The organism is Stenotrophomonas sp. CFBP 13724 (assembly GCF_014841975.1).
Classification (GTDB): domain Bacteria; phylum Pseudomonadota; class Gammaproteobacteria; order Xanthomonadales; family Xanthomonadaceae; genus Stenotrophomonas; species Stenotrophomonas lacuserhaii.
In genome coordinates this window covers 1,085,060-1,101,842 of sequence record NZ_JACYUW010000001.1, presented here as the reverse complement: position 1 = coordinate 1,101,842, position 16,783 = coordinate 1,085,060, and the positions used below count along the sequence as shown (strand labels likewise).

16 protein-coding genes are annotated in these 16,783 nt (G+C 66.7%); 6 read left to right on the top strand and 10 right to left on the bottom strand.

Going from position 1 to position 16,783, the window contains the following annotated elements; all coding sequences use genetic code 11:
• Window positions 1-10: 10 nt before the first annotated feature.
• From IFT63_RS04800 to rpsF, 9 genes are all read right to left on the bottom strand, one after another.
• On the bottom strand, window positions 11-682 hold the full coding sequence (locus tag IFT63_RS04800) for a DUF3011 domain-containing protein (protein WP_042613992.1): 672 nt from the start codon (window positions 680-682) through the stop codon (window positions 11-13).
• Window positions 683-839: 157 nt separating this feature from the next.
• Window positions 840-1,793 carry an EF-P lysine aminoacylase EpmA gene (gene epmA / locus IFT63_RS04795; RefSeq protein ID WP_320505873.1) on the bottom strand — a complete coding sequence of 318 codons (954 nt, stop codon included), beginning with the start codon at window positions 1,791-1,793 and terminating at the stop codon, window positions 840-842.
• Window positions 1,790-2,272 (bottom strand): GNAT family N-acetyltransferase, encoded by a 483-nt coding sequence (locus IFT63_RS04790; protein WP_192083392.1) that lies wholly within the window; start codon window positions 2,270-2,272, stop codon window positions 1,790-1,792. Before IFT63_RS04790 ends, epmA begins: the two co-directional genes overlap by 4 nt.
• Window positions 2,273-2,324: 52 nt before the next feature.
• Window positions 2,325-4,790, bottom strand: coding sequence for an NAD-dependent DNA ligase LigA (ligA, locus tag IFT63_RS04785; RefSeq protein ID WP_192083391.1), 2,466 nt, complete (start codon window positions 4,788-4,790; stop codon window positions 2,325-2,327).
• Window positions 4,791-4,937: 147 nt separating this feature from the next.
• Complete coding sequence (zipA, locus tag IFT63_RS04780) at window positions 4,938-5,675, bottom strand: cell division protein ZipA (RefSeq protein WP_182656776.1); 738 nt, start codon at window positions 5,673-5,675, stop codon at window positions 4,938-4,940.
• A 108-nt stretch (window positions 5,676-5,783) separates the two neighbouring features.
• Entirely contained in the window at window positions 5,784-9,287 is a 3,504-nt protein-coding gene (smc, locus tag IFT63_RS04775) for a chromosome segregation protein SMC (protein ID WP_192083390.1), read from the bottom strand.
• A gap of 205 nt (window positions 9,288-9,492) precedes the next feature.
• Window positions 9,493-9,945 carry a 50S ribosomal protein L9 gene (gene rplI / locus IFT63_RS04770; protein WP_042613983.1) on the bottom strand — a complete coding sequence of 151 codons (453 nt, stop codon included), beginning with the start codon at window positions 9,943-9,945 and terminating at the stop codon, window positions 9,493-9,495.
• 100 nt (window positions 9,946-10,045) lie between these two features.
• Window positions 10,046-10,276, bottom strand: a complete 231-nt coding sequence (gene rpsR / locus IFT63_RS04765; RefSeq protein ID WP_005926280.1) for a 30S ribosomal protein S18 — start codon at window positions 10,274-10,276, stop codon at window positions 10,046-10,048.
• An 11-nt stretch (window positions 10,277-10,287) separates the two neighbouring features.
• On the bottom strand, window positions 10,288-10,728 hold the full coding sequence (gene rpsF, locus IFT63_RS04760) for a 30S ribosomal protein S6 (protein WP_042613984.1): 441 nt from the start codon (window positions 10,726-10,728) through the stop codon (window positions 10,288-10,290).
• A gap of 479 nt (window positions 10,729-11,207) precedes the next feature.
• Between rpsF and IFT63_RS04755 the strand changes: the two genes are divergently transcribed.
• A complete protein-coding gene (locus IFT63_RS04755; RefSeq protein WP_274602593.1) occupies window positions 11,208-12,413 on the top strand; it encodes an MFS transporter in 1,206 nt (401 codons plus the stop codon).
• 470 nt (window positions 12,414-12,883) lie between these two features.
• Here IFT63_RS04755 and IFT63_RS04750 read toward each other — a convergent pair whose 3' ends face one another.
• Window positions 12,884-13,222, bottom strand: coding sequence for an iron-sulfur cluster assembly accessory protein (locus IFT63_RS04750; RefSeq protein ID WP_101100562.1), 339 nt, complete (start codon window positions 13,220-13,222; stop codon window positions 12,884-12,886).
• A gap of 130 nt (window positions 13,223-13,352) precedes the next feature.
• Between IFT63_RS04750 and asnS the strand changes: the two genes are divergently transcribed.
• The 5 genes from asnS to can all read left to right on the top strand — a co-directional run bounded on the left by asnS (window position 13,353) and on the right by can (window position 16,783).
• Window positions 13,353-14,747, top strand: coding sequence for an asparagine--tRNA ligase (asnS, locus tag IFT63_RS04745; protein ID WP_042614897.1), 1,395 nt, complete (start codon window positions 13,353-13,355; stop codon window positions 14,745-14,747).
• A 31-nt stretch (window positions 14,748-14,778) separates the two neighbouring features.
• Window positions 14,779-15,078, top strand: a complete 300-nt coding sequence (locus IFT63_RS04740) for a hypothetical protein (protein ID WP_042614896.1) — start codon at window positions 14,779-14,781, stop codon at window positions 15,076-15,078.
• Between the two features lie 7 nt (window positions 15,079-15,085).
• Complete coding sequence (locus IFT63_RS04735; protein WP_042614895.1) at window positions 15,086-15,400, top strand: hypothetical protein; 315 nt, start codon at window positions 15,086-15,088, stop codon at window positions 15,398-15,400.
• 4 nt (window positions 15,401-15,404) lie between these two features.
• Entirely contained in the window at window positions 15,405-16,046 is a 642-nt protein-coding gene (locus IFT63_RS04730; RefSeq protein ID WP_192083388.1) for an FMN-binding negative transcriptional regulator, read from the top strand.
• A 74-nt stretch (window positions 16,047-16,120) separates the two neighbouring features.
• A complete protein-coding gene (can, locus tag IFT63_RS04725) occupies window positions 16,121-16,783 on the top strand; it encodes a carbonate dehydratase (protein ID WP_042614893.1) in 663 nt (220 codons plus the stop codon).

The window sequence follows — 16,783 nt, the reverse complement described above, 5'->3', positions numbered from 1 at the left end:
TAATGCGCGCTCAGTTCACCGAGAACTCGGCGCGGCACCCGTCGTCCACCCAGATCCCACGCTTGTCCCAGCCCCAGTTGCGCCCTTCTTCGCAGGCACGCCCGGACAGCTGCTTGAGCAGGTTGACGCCGGTAGTGATGGAGGCCCCGCAGAAACGCCGGCGCCGATCCTTGGATTCACAGGTGAGCCGGCGCGGCGCATCGACGAAGCCACTGCCGTCCGCCGCGCCGATCTCGAAATCACCCTCGCAACCGCGCGTGGTCCAGATTTCGTTGCGCCGATAACCCCAGCTGTGGCCTTCACGGCAGGGCATGCGCGAGTTCTGCCGCAGCAGGCGCACCGGGGCACCTTCCAGGCGCACCGGACAGCTCTGCGGGCGGCCGTTGGATTCGCAGCGCACCACGCGCCTGACGACCTTGGCCGGTGCACCCGATGCTGCGGCGCCAGCGCTACCGCGCGCGCGGAATTCAGCACGGCACCCCAGCGTGACCCACACGCCGGAACGGTCGGTGCCCCACTCACTGCCCCGCACGCAGGCGTTGTCGGACAACTGGCGGACCAGTTCCACGCCGCCCTCCACGTCCATGTTGCAGTGCACCCATCCGAGGTCGCGCGACTGGCAACGCACCACCTCACCGGCATAGCCGCCCTGCCCCTGCGCGGCCGCCGATGGCAGCAGCACGGTCCAGAGCAGCAGCGCGCCCAACGAGGCCCCCGTGCTTGCCAACAACTTGTTCAACGACTCATCCGCCCTGTCATCGTGGTTCGTTTGCCACCATGCGGCAACCGGCGTGATAAGAGCATCATCGCGAATGCCCCGCAAGCGCCGGTTACGACGTTCAGGCACGACTGAAATCAAATGCGAGCACGTCGGCGATCCGCGCGGTACGCCCCATGGCCATCAGCAGCCGATCCACGCCTACCGCGACGCCGGCACAGGACGGCATCGCCGGCAACGCCGCAAGCAGCGCTTCGTCCAGCGGCGGCAACACATCCCCGCGTGCCTGCCGACGCACATGGTCGGCTTCGAAGCGTGCGCGCTGCTCCTGCGCATCGCCGAGTTCGTGGTAGCCATTGGCCAGCTCGACCGGCCCCAGGTACAGCTCGAAGCGCTCCGCGCGCGGCGGCGTATCGTCGCGGATCCGCGCCAGCGCCGCCTGCGAGGCCGGCCAGTCATGTACCACGGTCATCACTGTGTCATCGAAGTGCGGCTGGATGCAGTGGGTCATCAACAGGTCCAGCCAGTCATCCCGCCCCAGGCCCGCCGCATCGATCTGGATGCCCGCCAGTGGCAGCCGCAGTTCGGCGATGCTGGCCTCGAACGGATCCACCCCGACCCGCTGCAGGTACAGCGTGCGGTAGTCGATCACCTGCAGGGTGGCCACCCGCCCGACCAACGCCAGCGCCTGCTGCACCAGCGAGGCGGTTTCGTCGATCAGCCGGTGATGGTCCCAGCCCACCCGGTACCACTCCAGCATGGTGAACTCCGGGTTGTGGCGGCCGCCTGCTTCGCCATTGCGGAACACCCGGCCGAGCTCGTAACAGTCACCCACGCCGGCAGCGAGCAATCGCTTGAGCGGGAATTCCGGCGAGGTACGCAGCCAGCGACGACGCGCACCGGCATCGCGATGGCCGCTGAAATCGGTATGGAAACTGTCGATGTTCGGCTCGGTATTGCCTGCCGCCGACAGGATCGGGGTCTCCACTTCCAGCACCTCGCGCTGGGCGAAGAAGCGGCGCAGCATCGCGTTGAGCGCGGCGCGCTGGCGCAGCGCCTGCAGCAGCGCGCTCACAGCAGGCCGTCGCGCGGATGGTCCAGCGGCAGCGTCATCAGGTCGCGGGTATCGTCGATGTAGCCGGTGGCGGTGTAAAGCCGGCGCGCCAGTTCGTTGTGGCGGTTCACTTCAAGCCGCAGTCGTTCAACACCGCGTGCGCGTGCACGCTGCTCGACGATCGCCAGCGCCTGCCGGCCACGGCCACGCCCGCGTACACCCGGCGCCAGGTACAGCTCGTCCAGCAGCGCGAAATGCCCGCCCTGCTCCAGGCTGAAGCCCATTGCGATCACCACGTAACCGCCGACCGCGCCGTTCTCGTCCAGCAGCATCAGCACCTCGCCGTTGCGCGGGTCGGCCAGCAGTGCATCGACGCCGCGGCGCACGCGCGCCTCGTCGAACGCGATCTGGTCTTCAATGTAGAACGCGCGCATCAGGGCGATCAACGGCGCTTCATCGGCGCGGGTGGCCATGCGGAAATCCAGCGTTGCGGTCTGCATGCAACTCTCCTTCAAGGGGTACCGCCGGGCGGGCACCCGGCTTTGATACGTTTCATTCGTGGGCGGCGAGGAAGGCCAGCAGCTGGTCTTCGTCCCATACCGGCACGCCCAGCGACTGCGCCTTGTCCAGCTTGGAACCGGCTTCGGTGCCAGCGACCACGAAGCTGGTCTTCTTCGACACGCTGCCGGCAACCTTGGCGCCCAGCGCTTCCAGACGCTCCTTGGCCGCATCGCGGGTCAGCGCGGACAGCGTGCCGGTCAGCACGGCGGTCTGGCCCTCCAACGGTCCGCCGGCCTGCTCTGCCTGCTGCGGCGCCCGCTGCAGGATCTCCTTCATCTTCGCTTCTGCCTGCAGCAGCAGCTCGCCGTGGCCTTCGCTGTCCAGCCACCCCGCCAGGCCGCGCGCGGTGTCGTCAGGCAGCCCGGCATTGACGAACTGGCCGTGTTCGGCATCCAGTATCGACTGCGCACTGCTCAGCGCGGCGGCAAGCTTTTCCGCGCGCAGGCGGGTGATGCCGGGTATCTCGGCCTCCACCAGCAGCTGTGCAAGATCCAGTCCTCCGCGCAGTTTGCCGCTGGGCGGGTGCTCATCGGTGATGCGCACCTGGCCGACCTGCAGCAGATCGTCGATGGCCTGCTGGTTGCCCTGCTGTTCAAAGAAATGACCCAGCGATCGTGCCACTTCACCGCCGATGTCCGGTACCCGCTTGAACAGCGGCCATGGCAGGTGGCGGATCAGTTCCAGCTCGCCGAACCACTGCGCCAGCGCTTTGGCCGTGCTTTCGCCGACGTGCTCGATGCCGAGCGCGAACAACAGCCGCTCCAGCGTCGCCTCGCGGCTGGCCTCGATGGCGGCAACCAGGTTGTCGGCCCAGCGGGTGGCGATCTTCTTCGTGTTCCAGCTGAACGTGATCGGTTGGGCCAGCGCCTTCGCACGCCAGCCGTCATCGCTCGCCTCCAGCTTCAGCACGCCGTTGAGCACTGCGCCACTGCCATCGGGCGGCAGGTGCGGGGTGAAGCTGGCGGCCAGCGCGGAGGGATCCTCGGCATCCAGCACCAGTTTCAACTGCAGCAGGGTGTCACGGGTCAGCCGGTACAGGTCGGCCACGCCGCGCACGATGCCCGCATCCACCAGGGTCTCGATGTACTTTCCGCCCAGGCCGTCGATGTCCATTGCACGACGCGAAGCGAAATGGCTGATCGCCTCCTTGCGCTGCGCCGGGCAGCTCAGCTCGCCGGAACAGCGCCACGCAATCGCCCCTTCTTCCTGCACGATTTCCGCCCCGCATACCGGGCAGTGGGTCGGCATCGTCCATGGCGTGGTGCCGGCAGGCCGGCGGTCGGCGATCACGCTGACCACCTCCGGAATCACATCGCCGGCGCGCCGCACGATCACGCTGTCGCCCACGCGCACATCCAGCCGCGCGATCTGGTCGGCGTTGTGCAGGGTGGCGTTGGAGACGATCACCCCAGCCACCGCAACCGGCGCCAGGCGCGCCACCGGCGTGGCCGCACCGGTGCGCCCGATCTGGATCTCGATGGCCTCCACCGTGGTGCTCTGCTCCTGCGCCGGGAACTTGTGCGCGATGGCCCAGCGCGGCGCCCGCGCGACGAAGCCCATCGCCTGTTGCCCTTCGCGGTCATCCAGCTTGTAGACCACGCCATCGATATCGAACGCCAGGCCGTCACGGCGTTCACCGATGTCGCGGTAATAGGCCAGCAGGCCGTCGGTACCGGTCACCACCGTGCACAGTTCGCTGACCGGGAAGCCCCATCCGCGCAGCTGCTGCAGGGTCCGGGAATGGGTATCGGGCAGCTCGCCGCCCTCCACTTCGCCGGTGCCATAGGCGAAGAAGCTGAGCCGGCGCTGCGCGCTGATCTTCGGGTCCAGCTGGCGCAGCGACCCGGCCGCTGCGTTGCGCGGATTGGCCAGTACCTTGCCGCCCTGCTGCCGCGCGCGCTCGTTGAACGCTTCGAAGTCGGCGCGTGCCATGTAGACCTCACCGCGGACTTCCAGCACGTCGGGACAGCCGGCGCCGTGCAGGCGGTGCGGGATGTCACGTATCTGCTGCAGGTTGGCCGTCACGTCTTCGCCCTTGCTGCCGTCGCCGCGCGTGGCGCCCTGCACGAACTGCCCGCCCTCGTAGCGCAGGCTGATCGCCAGGCCATCCAGCTTCGGCTCGGCGGAGAACGCGAGCGCCGGACGCCGCAGCCGCTCGCTGATGCGACGCACGAAATCGGCGACTTCCTCATCGCTGAACGCATTGCCGAGCGACAACATCGGCACCGCATGGGTGACTTCGGCGAAGCGCGAAGACGGCCGTGCGCCGACCTTCGCCGTGGGCGAGTCCACTGTCGAAAGTTCCGGATGCGCCTGCTCCAGTGCCTCCAGCTCGCGCATCAGCGCGTCGTAATCGGCATCCGGGATCAGCAGCTCATCACGCTCGTTGTAGGCCGCGTTCGCGCTGGCAAGCTGACGGCGAAGCGTATCGATACGCTGGGCGGGAGTAACGTTCATGCCGGGTCCGGTGATTCCTGTACAGACCGCGATTCTACCGTCCATGGCGTGCGCAGGCCGCGGCGGCGCGTCACGGCGAAGCGGAAACGGAACGCTTCGGCGAGGTCTTCCGCACGGGCACCGGCCTGCGTGCCGGAAACATCCCGCCTACCAGCGTGGCGTCTTGGTCAGCGGGGGCGCCTGGTGCTGGCGGTCGTAGGCGCGCAGATCATCGCGGATGTGCGCGATACGCTGGCGACCCAGCGCGTTGCGGCTGTCGTCCAGCACCACGGCATCCAGCAGTTCGGCCATGCGCTGCACGGTCGGCAGCATTTTTTCCCAGGAATCGAGCGCCGTCAGCGGCGCCGGAAGGGTCAGGAAGAACGCGATCGCCGGGGTTTCCATCTCACGGATGGTGCCCATGTCGAAACTGCCCGGCTTCATGATGCTGGCCATCGAAAAGATCGGACCGCGCTCCGGGTGGCCTTCGACCAGCCGGTGGAACACGTTCATGTGGCCGAACACCAGCCCGGTCTTTTCCGCAGCCACCACGATGTCTTCGCCACGCAGCTGCTCGCCGGCGCGCGCGGCCACGAACAACGACACGATCTTGTCGAAATCCTGGCTGGCCCGCTTGCCGAGGTCACTGTTGGCGTTGGCTTCGCTGTCTGACAGCCCCAGTTCGGCCTGCTCGCCGTCAACGGCGGGATCGCGCGGCTCCTCGCCCGCCGCGTCGACGCCGCCGCCCAGCACCGGCTCGCGGCGCTGTGCGCCATCGGCGCCGGGGTCACCTTCGACACGGCGTCCCTGGGTCTTCTTCTTCGGCCGGCCGAACAACAGGATCGCAGCGATCAACAGCAGGCCGGCGGTAAGGATGCCGATGCGCAGCAGTGCGGTGTCGGACATTCGGTTGGGTCTCCGGCTAAATACGTTCAGACAAGAATGGCACGATGCAGGTCTTCTTGCACCGGGGGTGGCGCGAATAATGCACCAATCCCCCGTGCACGCGGCGTATCAGGCCGCGCCGGCCAGCCGCGCCGCCTCTTCCAGGTCGACGCTGACCAGGCGACTGACCCCGGGTTCGCGCATGGTGACGCCGGAGAGCTGGTGCGCCGCCTCCATCGTCGCCTTGTTGTGGCTGACGAACAGGAACTGCACCTTCTCGCTCATCTCCTTGACCATGTTGGCCAGGCGGCCGACGTTGGCTTCGTCCAGCGGCGCGTCCACCTCGTCGAGCAGGCAGAACGGGGCCGGATTGAGCTGGAAGATCGCAAAGACGAGCGCCACCGCGGTCATCGCCTTCTCACCGCCGGACAGCAGGGAAATGCTGGAAACGCGCTTGCCCGGTGGCCGCGCCATGATGGTCACGCCGGTGTCCAGCAGGTCCTCGCCGGTCAGTTCCAGGTAGGCATGGCCACCGCCGAACAGACGCGGATAGAGCGCCTGCACGCCGGCGTTGACCCGGTCGAAGGTGTCCTTGAAGCGGCCGCGGGTCTCGCGGTCGATCTTGCGGATCGCATCTTCCAGCGTCTCCAGCGCGGTATTCAGGTCCAGGTTCTGCGCGTCCAAGTATTCCGAGCGCTGCGAAGCTTCGCCGTATTCCTGGATCGCCGCCAGGTTGACCGGTTCCAGCCGGCGCATGCGCGCATCGATCTGCTGCACGGTCTGCTCCCAGTCGGCCAGGCGGGCGTCCTCGGGCAGCGTTGCGATGACCTCCTGCAAGACGAAGCCGGCCTTCTCCACCGCCGCCTGCAGCTGCTCGGCATTGAGTACCAGCGCCTGCTGGTCGAGCCGGCGCTGCGAAATGCGCTCGCGCTGGGCCAGCGCCTGCTCGTCACGTTTGTGGCGGGTCTGCTCCAGCTCGCGCAGCTCCACGTCGATACCATCCAGCAGTGAGCGCGCCTGCGACAGCATGCCATCGGCGCGGACGCGCTCTTCCAGCGCATGCTGGTGTTCGGCCTGCAGCGATTCCACCGGGGTATCGCCTTCGTCCAGTTGTGCGTGCAGCTCGCCGAGGCGCGAATCCAGCTGGCCGCGCTGGTTGCTCATGCGTTCCAGCGCCTGGCTCAGCGACGCCACCTGGGCACGCTGCGATTCCAGTGTCAGCGCCAGCGAATGGGCGGCTTCGCGCACACTGCGGGCCGCATCGCGGGCGCGGTCACGGGCCTCGGTCAACTGCCGGCGTTCATTCTCCAGCGCCTGCCGGGTCGACTCCAGGTCGCCCATGCTGCTGACCGCGTCATCCAGCCGGCCGCGTGCCTCGCGCACCTGCTCGCGGTTCAGCTCCAGGGTTTCCATCAGCTGCACCAGCTCGCCTTCGATGCGGTCGATGCGGCTGCGCGCCGATTCCAGCTTGCCCTGCTGGCCCTGCAGCTGGCCGGCCAGCTCGGACACGCCGCGGTGTACCTGGTACACGGCGCGCTGCACGTCTTCGCGCTGCTGTTCGGCGGCAAGCAGCTGGTCACGGAAGCCGCCGAGCAACTGCTCCAGTTCGGCTTCGCGCTGCTGCAGCTGTTCGATCTGTTCGCGCAGCGTGTTGATTTCGCGCTCGCGCAGCAGCGCGCCCTGCTTGGCCGCGCCCGAGCGCGATACCCTCACCCAACCCGTACCGAGCCGCTCGCCGCCGCGGGTGATCACCGAGTCGCCCTCGCCCAGCGTGGCCTGCAGTGCGCGCGCCTGTTCCAGGTCTTCGGCCGCATGCAGGCGCGCCAGCAGGCGACGGATGGCCGCCGGCCCCTGTACCTTGGCTGCCAGCGAGGTGCGCGCCACCTGCAACGGCGCTTCGTCGTCGGCCACCAGCGCGATGCGGCCATCACCCAGCTCGCCCAGCGCATCCACCAGCTGTTCCGGCGCATCCACCAGCACGCCTTCGATCAACTGACCCAGCGCGCTTTCAACCGCGTTTTCCCAGCCCGCTTCAACCTTCAACCGCTCGCCGACGCGGCTTGCCGAATCCAGCCCGCGCGCCTTCAACCAGGCAACCGCCGCGCCCTGCTCCTGGCCAAGTGCGGCCTGCTGCAGGGTTTCCAGCGACGACAACCGGCCGCGCACGCCATTGGCCTGCTTGCGCAGTTCGGCCAGTTCGTTCTGTGCGCCGCGCTGGCGCTCCTGCACGGCCGTGACCTCCTGCTTGCGCAGTTCAACCTGTTCGCCCAGCTCGTCCAGCGCGGTCTTCTGGGTGTCGTGCTGGATGTGCAGTTGCTCGAACGCTGCCTCCAGCGCATCCACGTCCAGGCCGGCGCGCTCGGACTGCAGCGTCTCGCGGCGCCGTTCGGCTTCCAGCACCTGCCGGTCCAGGTAGTCCACGCGGGTGCGTTCGACATCACCGGAACGCGATGCTTCAGAACTCTGGCTGCTGTGCTGTTCCCAGCGCGCCTGCCAGTCACCCAGCCGGGCTTCGGCTTCGCGCAGGCTCTCCTGCTTGATCTCGTTCTCTTCCTGCAGCTGTTCCAGCTGCGGGGTGGCCGCATCCACCGCCTCGCGCAGCACCATCAACCGGGCTTCGTCGCCACTGATGTGCTGGCCGAGCTCGGCAAGCGCCTGCTGCGTCTCGTCGCGCGCCTTGTGCAGGCGCTGCGACAGTTCACGCTGGTGCTGGATCTGCTGTTCCAGCCGGGCCAGCATGCTGCCCACCTGGTAGACCTCGGCCTGCGCGGCATTGAGCGCCTCGGCCGACTCCTCGCGACGCACGCGCGAGGTTTCGATCCGCGATTCCGCGTCGCGTTGTTCGGCGATCAGCTGCTGCAGGCGGGTCTCTTCCTGTGACAGCCCTTCGCGCAGCTTGCCGAGCCGGCCATCCAGGCCGCGGAACTCCAGCGCTTTCCATTCGGCATCCTTGACCCGGCGCTCCTCCTGCAGGGTCTGGTATTGCTCGGCCTGGCGCGCCTGTCGCTTGAGGTGTTCAAGCTGCTTGCCGATTTCATCGCGCAGGTCGCCCAGCCGGTCCAAGTTCTCGCGGGTGTGGCGGATGCGGGTCTCGGTTTCCTTGCGGCGCTCCTTGTACTTGGAGATGCCAGCGGCTTCTTCCAGGTAGACACGCAGGTCTTCAGGGCGGGCTTCGATGATCTGGCTGATCATCCCCTGCTCGATGATCGAATAGCTGCGCGGGCCCAGCCCGGTGCCCAGGAACAGGTCGGTGATGTCGCGGCGACGGCATTTGGTGCCGTTGAGGTAATAGTTGCTGCTGCCATCGCGGCTGACCGTGCGCTTGACCGATATCTCGTTGAACGAGGCGTACTCACCGGAAATGGTGTGGTCGCTGTTATCGAAGATCAGCTCTACGGTGGCCTGCGATACCGGCTTGCGCGCGGCCGAGCCGGAGAAGATCACATCGGTCAGCGAGTCACCACGCAGGCGGCTGGCCGAGCTTTCGCCCATCACCCAGCGCACGGCATCGATGATGTTGGACTTTCCACAGCCGTTCGGTCCGACCACGCCGGTCATGTTGGTCGGCAGATGCAGCGTGGTGGGATCAACGAAGGACTTGAAACCGGACAGCTTGATCGTGGAAAGACGCATAGGGTTTCCGGGCCGGGGCCGTTGTGAGGCCTGCATTTACCCGCCAACCCCTTGATCCGGCTGGGATCAGGGCCGTCGGCCGGGCGTAATGCACCGAGTATACCGATGTGGCCGCGTTCTACGCAGGGGGGCCGGCGCGCAGCAAAACAAAACGGGCGCCCCCGCGGGCGCCCGTTCTGGTGATTCCATGCCTTTCGGCGTGGGATCAGGCCTTTTCGGCTTCGACCACGACCTTGACGGTGGTTTCAACGTCGGCGTGCAGATGCACCAGGACGTCGTACTCGCCAATGTTGCGGAAGGCGCCTTCGCCCAGGATGACTTCGCTCTTGTTGACCGGCAGGCCAGCAGCGGTGAAGGCATCGGCGATTTCGCGCGCGCCGACCGAGCCGTACAGCTTGCCTTCGGTGGAAGCGTTGGCCGCGATGGTCACGGACTTGCCTTCCAGCTTGGCCTTGCGGGCCTCAGCGTCGGAATGGATCGACTCGGCCTTGGCTTCGTACTCGGCGCGCTTGGCTTCGAACTCGGCCTTGTTGCTCTCGGTGGCCGGCACGGCCTTGCCCTGCGGTACGAGGAAGTTACGGCCGTAGCCCGGCTTCACGTCGACCAGGTCGCCGAGGTTGCCAAGGTTGGTGACTTTCTGCAGAAGGATCAGCTGCATGGTGTTACTCCAGAATGTATTCGTTAGCGAGGCGATGCCCCGCAGCGGATGGCTGTCCGAATATCAGTGCAGGAGGGCGGCACGAGGCCGCCCGCCGGCATCAGATGTCGTGGTTGTCGGTGTACGGGATCAGGGCCAGGAAACGGGCGCGCTTGACGGCCGTTGCCAGCTGGCGCTGGTACTTCGACTTGGTGCCGGTGACGCGGCTCGGCACGATCTTGCCGTTCTCGGTCAGGTACTGGCGCAGGGTGTTGAGATCCTTGTAATCGATCTCTTTCACGCCTTCGGCGGTGAACTTGCAGAACTTGCGGCGACGGAAGAACTTGGACATGTCAGTGCTCCTTAAGCGGCCGAAGCGGCGTCGTCGCCGGCATCGTTGTCAGCGGCGGGGGTGGTGGTCTCACCTTCTTCGTCGTCACGACGACGACGCTCGCCACGCTCGGGCTTGTCGCCCTTCTCGTCCTTGCTCTTCATGATCAGCGACTGCTCGGTATCCGGGCCATCGCGCTTGACGACCAGGTTGCGCAGCACGGCGTCGTTGAAGCGGAAGCTTTCCACCAGCTCGCTCAGCACGGCCTGGTCAACTTCGATGTTGAGCATGACGTAGTGGGCCTTCACCAGGTTCTGGATCGGGTACGCCAGCTGACGGCGGCCCCAGTCTTCCAGACGGTGGATGGTGCCGTTGCCGTTCTCGACGAGCGACTTGTAGCGCTCGATCATTGCCGGGACCTGCTCGCTCTGATCCGGGTGGACCAGGAACACGATTTCGTAATGACGACTCATGTTTATATACCTTTCGGATGTGGCCGTTTCGGCCGGACAGCCCCCCGCGGTGGTGACAGCGGTGGGGCAAGGGTTCCCACGCTGGGCGCAGGAAGCCGGCAATTATGCCTGTTGGTCCTGGCTGAGGCAAGCCGAGGCCGCATTGGCTGCGGGTGGGCCGGGCGATGGGGCTGGTCGGGGGACGGCAACAACTGCGTCCATGCGGCCTCGTTTCGCGCCATCCATGGCGCTCAACGCCCCCGCCCAGCCCCACCGCCCGACCCCTGACAGATTCCGGGCGCCGCCGAAGCGGTAGCGCCGAGCCATGCTCGGCGGGCGCTGAGTCCGGATGGGCGGTTACGGGCGGAGAAATACAGCGTTCAGCCGGCAGGACGCGAATCGGGCGACTGTGCTGCGCTGCAGCAGTACAATCCGTACTCGTTTGAATGCCCCGGATTTCTCCTGTGAACCCGTCTGCTCCTCCGGTTGCCACGTCCTCGCTGGCCGCCGTGCTGTCGCCCCGCCAGCGCACCTTCATCCTGCTGGCCCTGTCGTTGGGCGGTTTCGCCATCGGCACCAGCGAGTTCGCCAGCATGGGTCTGATGCTGGACATCAGCCGCGGGCTGTCGATCACCGAGGCGCAGGTCGGGCACCTGATCAGCGCCTACGCCATCGGCGTGGTGGTGGGTGCGCCAGTGCTGGCTTTCGCCGGCGCCGGTATCAGCCGGCGCAGCCTGCTGCTGGGGCTGATGGGCTTCTACGCGATCGGCAACCTGGCCAGCGCGCTGGCCCCCAACCACCACACCATGCTGCTGGCGCGCTTCGTTGCCGGCCTGCCGCACGGCGCCTATTTCGGCGTGGCGATGCTGGTGGCGGCCTCGATCAGCCCGCCCGCACAGCGCGGCGCAGCGGTGTCCAAGGTGCTGCTGGGCCTGTCGATCGCGATCCTGGTCGGCAATCCACTCACCACCTGGCTCGGCCAGCAGTTCACCTGGCGCACTGCCTTCGCGCTGGTCAGCCTGCTGGCGCTGGCCACCGTGGTGATGGTCTCGCGCCACCTTGCACCGGACCCGAACGAAGTCCGTACCAGCCCGATGCGTGAGCTGCGTGCGTTCAACACCACCCAGGTGTGGCTGGCGCTGGCGATCGGCTCGATCGGCTTTGCCGGCATGTTCTGCGTGTTCACCTATCTGGCACCGACGCTGGTCAACGTCACCGGCATCAACGAACGCTGGATGCCTGCGGCCGTCGGCCTGTTCGGCGTGGGCGCGATCATCGGCAACATGCTGGGGGGCTGGCTGGTGGATCGCCTGCAGTTCCGCGCCGCCGGCGTGTTGCTGGCGTGGTCGGTGGTGGTCCTGCTGCTGTTCCCGCTCGCCGCGCATTCGGCCTGGGCGATGGTGCCGGCGATCATCGCCGTGGGCACCATGGGCGCGCTGGCCGTGGCGCTGCAGACCCGCCTGATGGACGCCGCCGGCGAGGCCCAGACCCTGGCCGCCGCGTCCAACCATGCCGCCTTCAATACCGCCAATGCGTTGGGTCCGTGGCTGGGGGGCATGGCCATCGGCGGCGGCTTCGGTTATGCCTCCACCGGGTACGTAGGTGCCGCGACGGCGGCGGCCGGCCTGCTGTTATGGGGGGTGTCGGTGGTGATCGAGCGCCGGCGTGGCGCTGGCTCGCTCGCAGCGGGTGCGTCGAACGGGTGAAACCCCCTCGCGGCGGGCTGCTTTCGAACTGCATCTGAGGGTTGGCCGGGCGGGAAGGCTGTGCGGGGCACGCGCAAGTACGTCCATGTAGCTCTTCGCGGCTCCTGCCGCTCAAGGCCCCGCACAGCCTCCCCACCCGGCCCTTGACAGGTTCCGGTGGCGGCCCGCCGCGTAATGAAAAATGGGGTCAGAGTCCTTTCGCTGCGCGAAAGGACTCTGACCCCATCTCCTTCCCCTCCCCAATGCCCAACCCATGGCCCCCATGGACCTGTCGAAGGTGGGGCGGGGTGGCTGTTCAGGACCGTTTTTTCGCATGGATGCGAAAAGCGAGCCTCCATGGACGGATTCACGGCGTGTCCTGCACACCCACCCCGCCCCGCCAACACACAGCCCTGCAGGCTCTTGACGTTGCCGTTGCCGTTGCCGTTGCCGCTACAGCAAGCCGGCCGCAGGCCGGAAACCCCCAGCCCTCAGCGGTGCGACTCATCCGTGGTGAAACTCTCACCGCAGCCGCATTCGGCCGCTGCATTCGGGTTCTTGAACGTGAACGTCTCGCTCAGTCCCTGCTTGCCGAAATCGATGACCGTGCCATCCACCAGCGGCAGGCTCTGCGCGTCCACGTAGATGCGCACCCCGTCCTGGTCGAAAACGCGGTCGCCCTCGCGCTCGTCACGTGCCAGATCGGTCACGTGGCCCCAGCCCGAGCAACCGGTGCGGGTCACGCCAAAGCGCAGCCCCAGGGCACCCGGGGTCTGGGCGACGAAGCGCTGGACGCGCTCAAAGGCTACTGGGGTCAGGCTGACGGCCATGATGGAGCTCCACGAAGGTACGAGACGAGTATAAAGGCCACCGGGGCAGTAGAAATGCCTCGCAAGCGGAACGCTGCAACCGGTAAACTTCGAATTCACAGATCGAGTCGATCAGCAGAGGATTCAAGTCATGACGGTGGTCAGCGTTGAACATGCGCTTGCCGGGAAGATCCCGGAAGGCGGCGAAGTCACGGTACGCGGCTGGGTGCGCACGGTGCGTGGCTCGGCGAATCTTGCCTTCATCAACGTCACCGACGGCTCCTGCTTCGCCCCGATCCAGGTGGTGGCAGCGGAATCGCTGGCCAACTTCGACGAGGTCAAGCGCCTGACCAGCGGCTGTTCGCTGATCGCCAAGGGCACCCTGGTGAAGTCGCAGGGCAAGGGCCAGTCCTTCGAAATCCAGGCCAGCGACGTGGAAGTGGTCGGCTGGGTCGAAGACCCCCTGACCTACCCGATCCAGCCCAAGCCGATGTCGCCGGAGTTCCTGCGTGAAGTGGCGCACCTGCGCCCGCGCACCAACCTGTTCGGCGCGGTCACCCGCATCCGCAACTGCCTGTCCCAGGCCGTGCACCGGTTCTTCCACCAGAACGGTTTCAACTGGATCAGCACCCCGATCATCACCACCTCCGACGCCGAAGGTGCTGGCCAGATGTTCCGTGTCTCCACGCTGGACATGGTCAATCTGCCGCGCACCGAGCGTGGCGAGGTCGACTTCAGCCGCGACTTCTTCGGCAAGGAAACCTTCCTGACCGTGTCCGGCCAGCTCAACGTGGAGGCGTACTGCCTGGCGCTGAGCAAGGTCTACACCTTCGGCCCGACCTTCCGCGCCGAGAACAGCAACACGACCCGCCACCTGGCCGAGTTCTGGATGATCGAACCGGAAATCGCCTTCGCCGACCTGGCCGAAGATGCGCGGCTGGCCGAGGAATTCCTGAAGTACCTGTTCCGCGCGGTGCTGGACGAACGTGGCGACGACCTCGCCTTCCTGGCCGAACGCGTGGACAAGAACGCGATCAGCAAGCTGGAGAACTTCATCAATGCACCCTTCGAGCAGATCGACTACACCGAAGCGGTGAAGCTGCTGCAGAACTCCGGCCGTAAGTTCGATTTCCCGGTGGAATGGGGCCTGGACCTGCAGACCGAGCACGAGCGCTGGCTGACCGAGGAACACATCGGCCGCCCGGTGGTGGTGACCAACTACCCCGAGCACATCAAGGCCTTCTACATGCGCCTGAACGACGACGGCAAGACCGTCGCGGCGATGGACGTGCTCGCCCCGGGCATCGGCGAGATCATCGGCGGCAGCCAGCGCGAAGAGCGCCTGGACGTGCTGGATGCGCGCATGGCGCAGTTCGGCCTGGACCGCGAGCACTACGGCTGGTACCGCGACTTCCGCCGCTATGGTTCGGTGCCGCACGCCGGCTTCGGCCTCGGCTTCGAGCGTCTGGTGGTGTACGTCTGCGGGCTGTCCAACATCCGCGATGCGATCGCCTACCCGCGCGCACCGGGCAACGCCGACTTCTGATCCCCTTCCATCCACGGAGGTACCGACCCCCATGACCCTGTTCTTCGCGCTGTGTTTCTTCGGCGTGGCGATCGCCGGGTTCAGTGCCTTCGTGATCTTCTGGCCGCTGACCCTGGTGCACCTGCGCGACCGCCATCCGGCGTTGTCGCAGCGCTTTGGCAGCGGTGCCTTCCTCAAGCCCGAAGCACTGGCCTGGCTGTTGCGGCGTGACTATCGCGCGCAGCCGGACCGTTCGCTGTCCGGGCTGGCGACACCGGCCTGGGTATCGCTGCTGACCCTGCTGGCCGGACTGGGCATGGCCGCCCTGCTCTGGCTGGCGTCGATCTGGTAATCACGAAATGAATGACGACTCCCTTCCGCAGGACACCTGGTGGCTGGCCAGCCTGGGCAACACGCTGATCTGGGCACGCCTGCGCATCCGCCCGGCCGGCACCGCCGAAGTGCTGGACAGCGATGGCAACACGCTGAGCTACGACGGTGAAGACACCGCGCGCGCGCAGCTGTTCGACGCCGAGTTCGTGGAATACGACGGCCTGGACGAAGAAGACGCGCTGGTGCGTGGCTTCTCGCTGCATGAGGTGCAGCCGCCCCGGGCCAGCTCCGATGAAGGGCTGCGTGGCCTGATGGTGCAGTCGCTGGGCCGCACGGTCTAGCTGCATGTTCACCCCGCGCGCCTTCGCTGAAACCGACCTGCAGTGGCTGGACGCGCTGTTTGCCCGCGATGCGTTCATCACCCTGCTCACCACCGGTGACGATGGCCTGCCAGAGCCGACCCGGCTGCCGGTGCTGTACCGCCGCCAAGGGCAGGCGATCGAGCTGCGCGGGCACTGGGCCAGGGCCAATCCGCAATCGCGCCGCGACGGGCCCGCCAAGGTGCTGGTGGACGGCCCGCATGGGTATGTCTCGGCGTCGTGGTATCCGGACAAGGAGGCCATGGCACGGGTGCCGACCTGGAACTATGCCGCCGCTGAACTGCGCGGCCAGCTGCACCGCTTCGAGGACACCGACGCGCTGGCGGCGGTGGTCGCCGATACCGGCGATCTGTACGAAGCGAAGGTAGGCCGTGACTGGCAGTTCGAGGCGCAGCGCGATGACCACCGCAGCCAGTTGCGCGGCATCATCGGCTTCCGCTTCGTGGTGGACACCGTGCAGCTGAAAATGAAGCTCAGCCAGAACCACCCGGTGGCCAACCAGCAGGCGGTCATCACCGAACTGGAACGGCTGCCCTCCCCCGCCTCGCACGAGCTGGCGCAGTGGATGCGCCGTTTCCTGGACGCGCCGGACACCGCGCGCGACTGAAATATTCCGTTGATTCCCGCGACGACGCGGCTCTGCCCGCCGCGCCTTGCCCCCCACCACGTCAGGGACCCCACATGAAAGATGTTGAAAAGCTGCTGCAGAACAACCGCGACTGGGCCGACCGGATCCAGCAGGAAGACCCCGCGTTCTTCGACCGGCTGTCCACGCAGCAGCATCCCGAATACCTGTGGATCGGCTGTTCCGATTCGCGTGTACCGGCCAACCAGATCATCGGCATGGCCCCGGGCGAGGTCTTCGTGCATCGCAACGTGGCCAACGTGGTGGCGCACACCGACCTCAACTGCCTGAGCGTGATCCAGTACGCGGTGGACCAGCTGAAGGTGAAGCACATCCTGATCGTCGGCCACTACGGCTGCGGCGGCGTGCATGCCAGCCTCAACAACGTCCGCGTCGGCCTGGCCGACAACTGGCTGCGGCATGTCGGCGACGTGGCCCAGAAGCATTCCGCCATCCTCGATGCGATCGATGATCCGGACCTGCGCCACGCACGGCTGTGCGAACTGAACGTGATCGAGCAGGTCGCCAACGCCTGCCAATCCACCATCGTGCGCGATGCCTGGGCACGTGGGCAGAAGCTGACCGTGCATGGCTGGGTCTACAGCCTGCGCGATGGGCGCGTGCGCGAGATGGGCATCGACGTCGACAGCCCGGAAGCGCTGCAGCCGGGTTATGAGAAAGCGCTGTCCTTCGTCCCGCGCAAGGGCAAGCGCGACTGA

Coding starts and splice junctions, on each gene's coding strand:
- IFT63_RS04790 (WP_192083392.1), bottom strand. CDS start 2,272: ATGCAGACCGCAACGCTGGATTTCCGCATGGCCACCCGCGCCGATGAA.
- ligA (WP_192083391.1), bottom strand. CDS start 4,790: ATGAACGTTACTCCCGCCCAGCGTATCGATACGCTTCGCCGTCAGCTT.
- IFT63_RS04735 (WP_042614895.1), top strand. CDS start 15,086: ATGAATGACGACTCCCTTCCGCAGGACACCTGGTGGCTGGCCAGCCTG.
- asnS (WP_042614897.1), top strand. CDS start 13,353: ATGACGGTGGTCAGCGTTGAACATGCGCTTGCCGGGAAGATCCCGGAA.
- rpsR (WP_005926280.1), bottom strand. CDS start 10,276: ATGTCCAAGTTCTTCCGTCGCCGCAAGTTCTGCAAGTTCACCGCCGAA.
- can (WP_042614893.1), top strand. CDS start 16,121: ATGAAAGATGTTGAAAAGCTGCTGCAGAACAACCGCGACTGGGCCGAC.
- zipA (WP_182656776.1), bottom strand. CDS start 5,675: ATGTCCGACACCGCACTGCTGCGCATCGGCATCCTTACCGCCGGCCTG.
- smc (WP_192083390.1), bottom strand. CDS start 9,287: ATGCGTCTTTCCACGATCAAGCTGTCCGGTTTCAAGTCCTTCGTTGAT.
- IFT63_RS04730 (WP_192083388.1), top strand. CDS start 15,405: ATGTTCACCCCGCGCGCCTTCGCTGAAACCGACCTGCAGTGGCTGGAC.
- IFT63_RS04750 (WP_101100562.1), bottom strand. CDS start 13,222: ATGGCCGTCAGCCTGACCCCAGTAGCCTTTGAGCGCGTCCAGCGCTTC.
- IFT63_RS04740 (WP_042614896.1), top strand. CDS start 14,779: ATGACCCTGTTCTTCGCGCTGTGTTTCTTCGGCGTGGCGATCGCCGGG.
- rpsF (WP_042613984.1), bottom strand. CDS start 10,728: ATGAGTCGTCATTACGAAATCGTGTTCCTGGTCCACCCGGATCAGAGC.
- rplI (WP_042613983.1), bottom strand. CDS start 9,945: ATGCAGCTGATCCTTCTGCAGAAAGTCACCAACCTTGGCAACCTCGGC.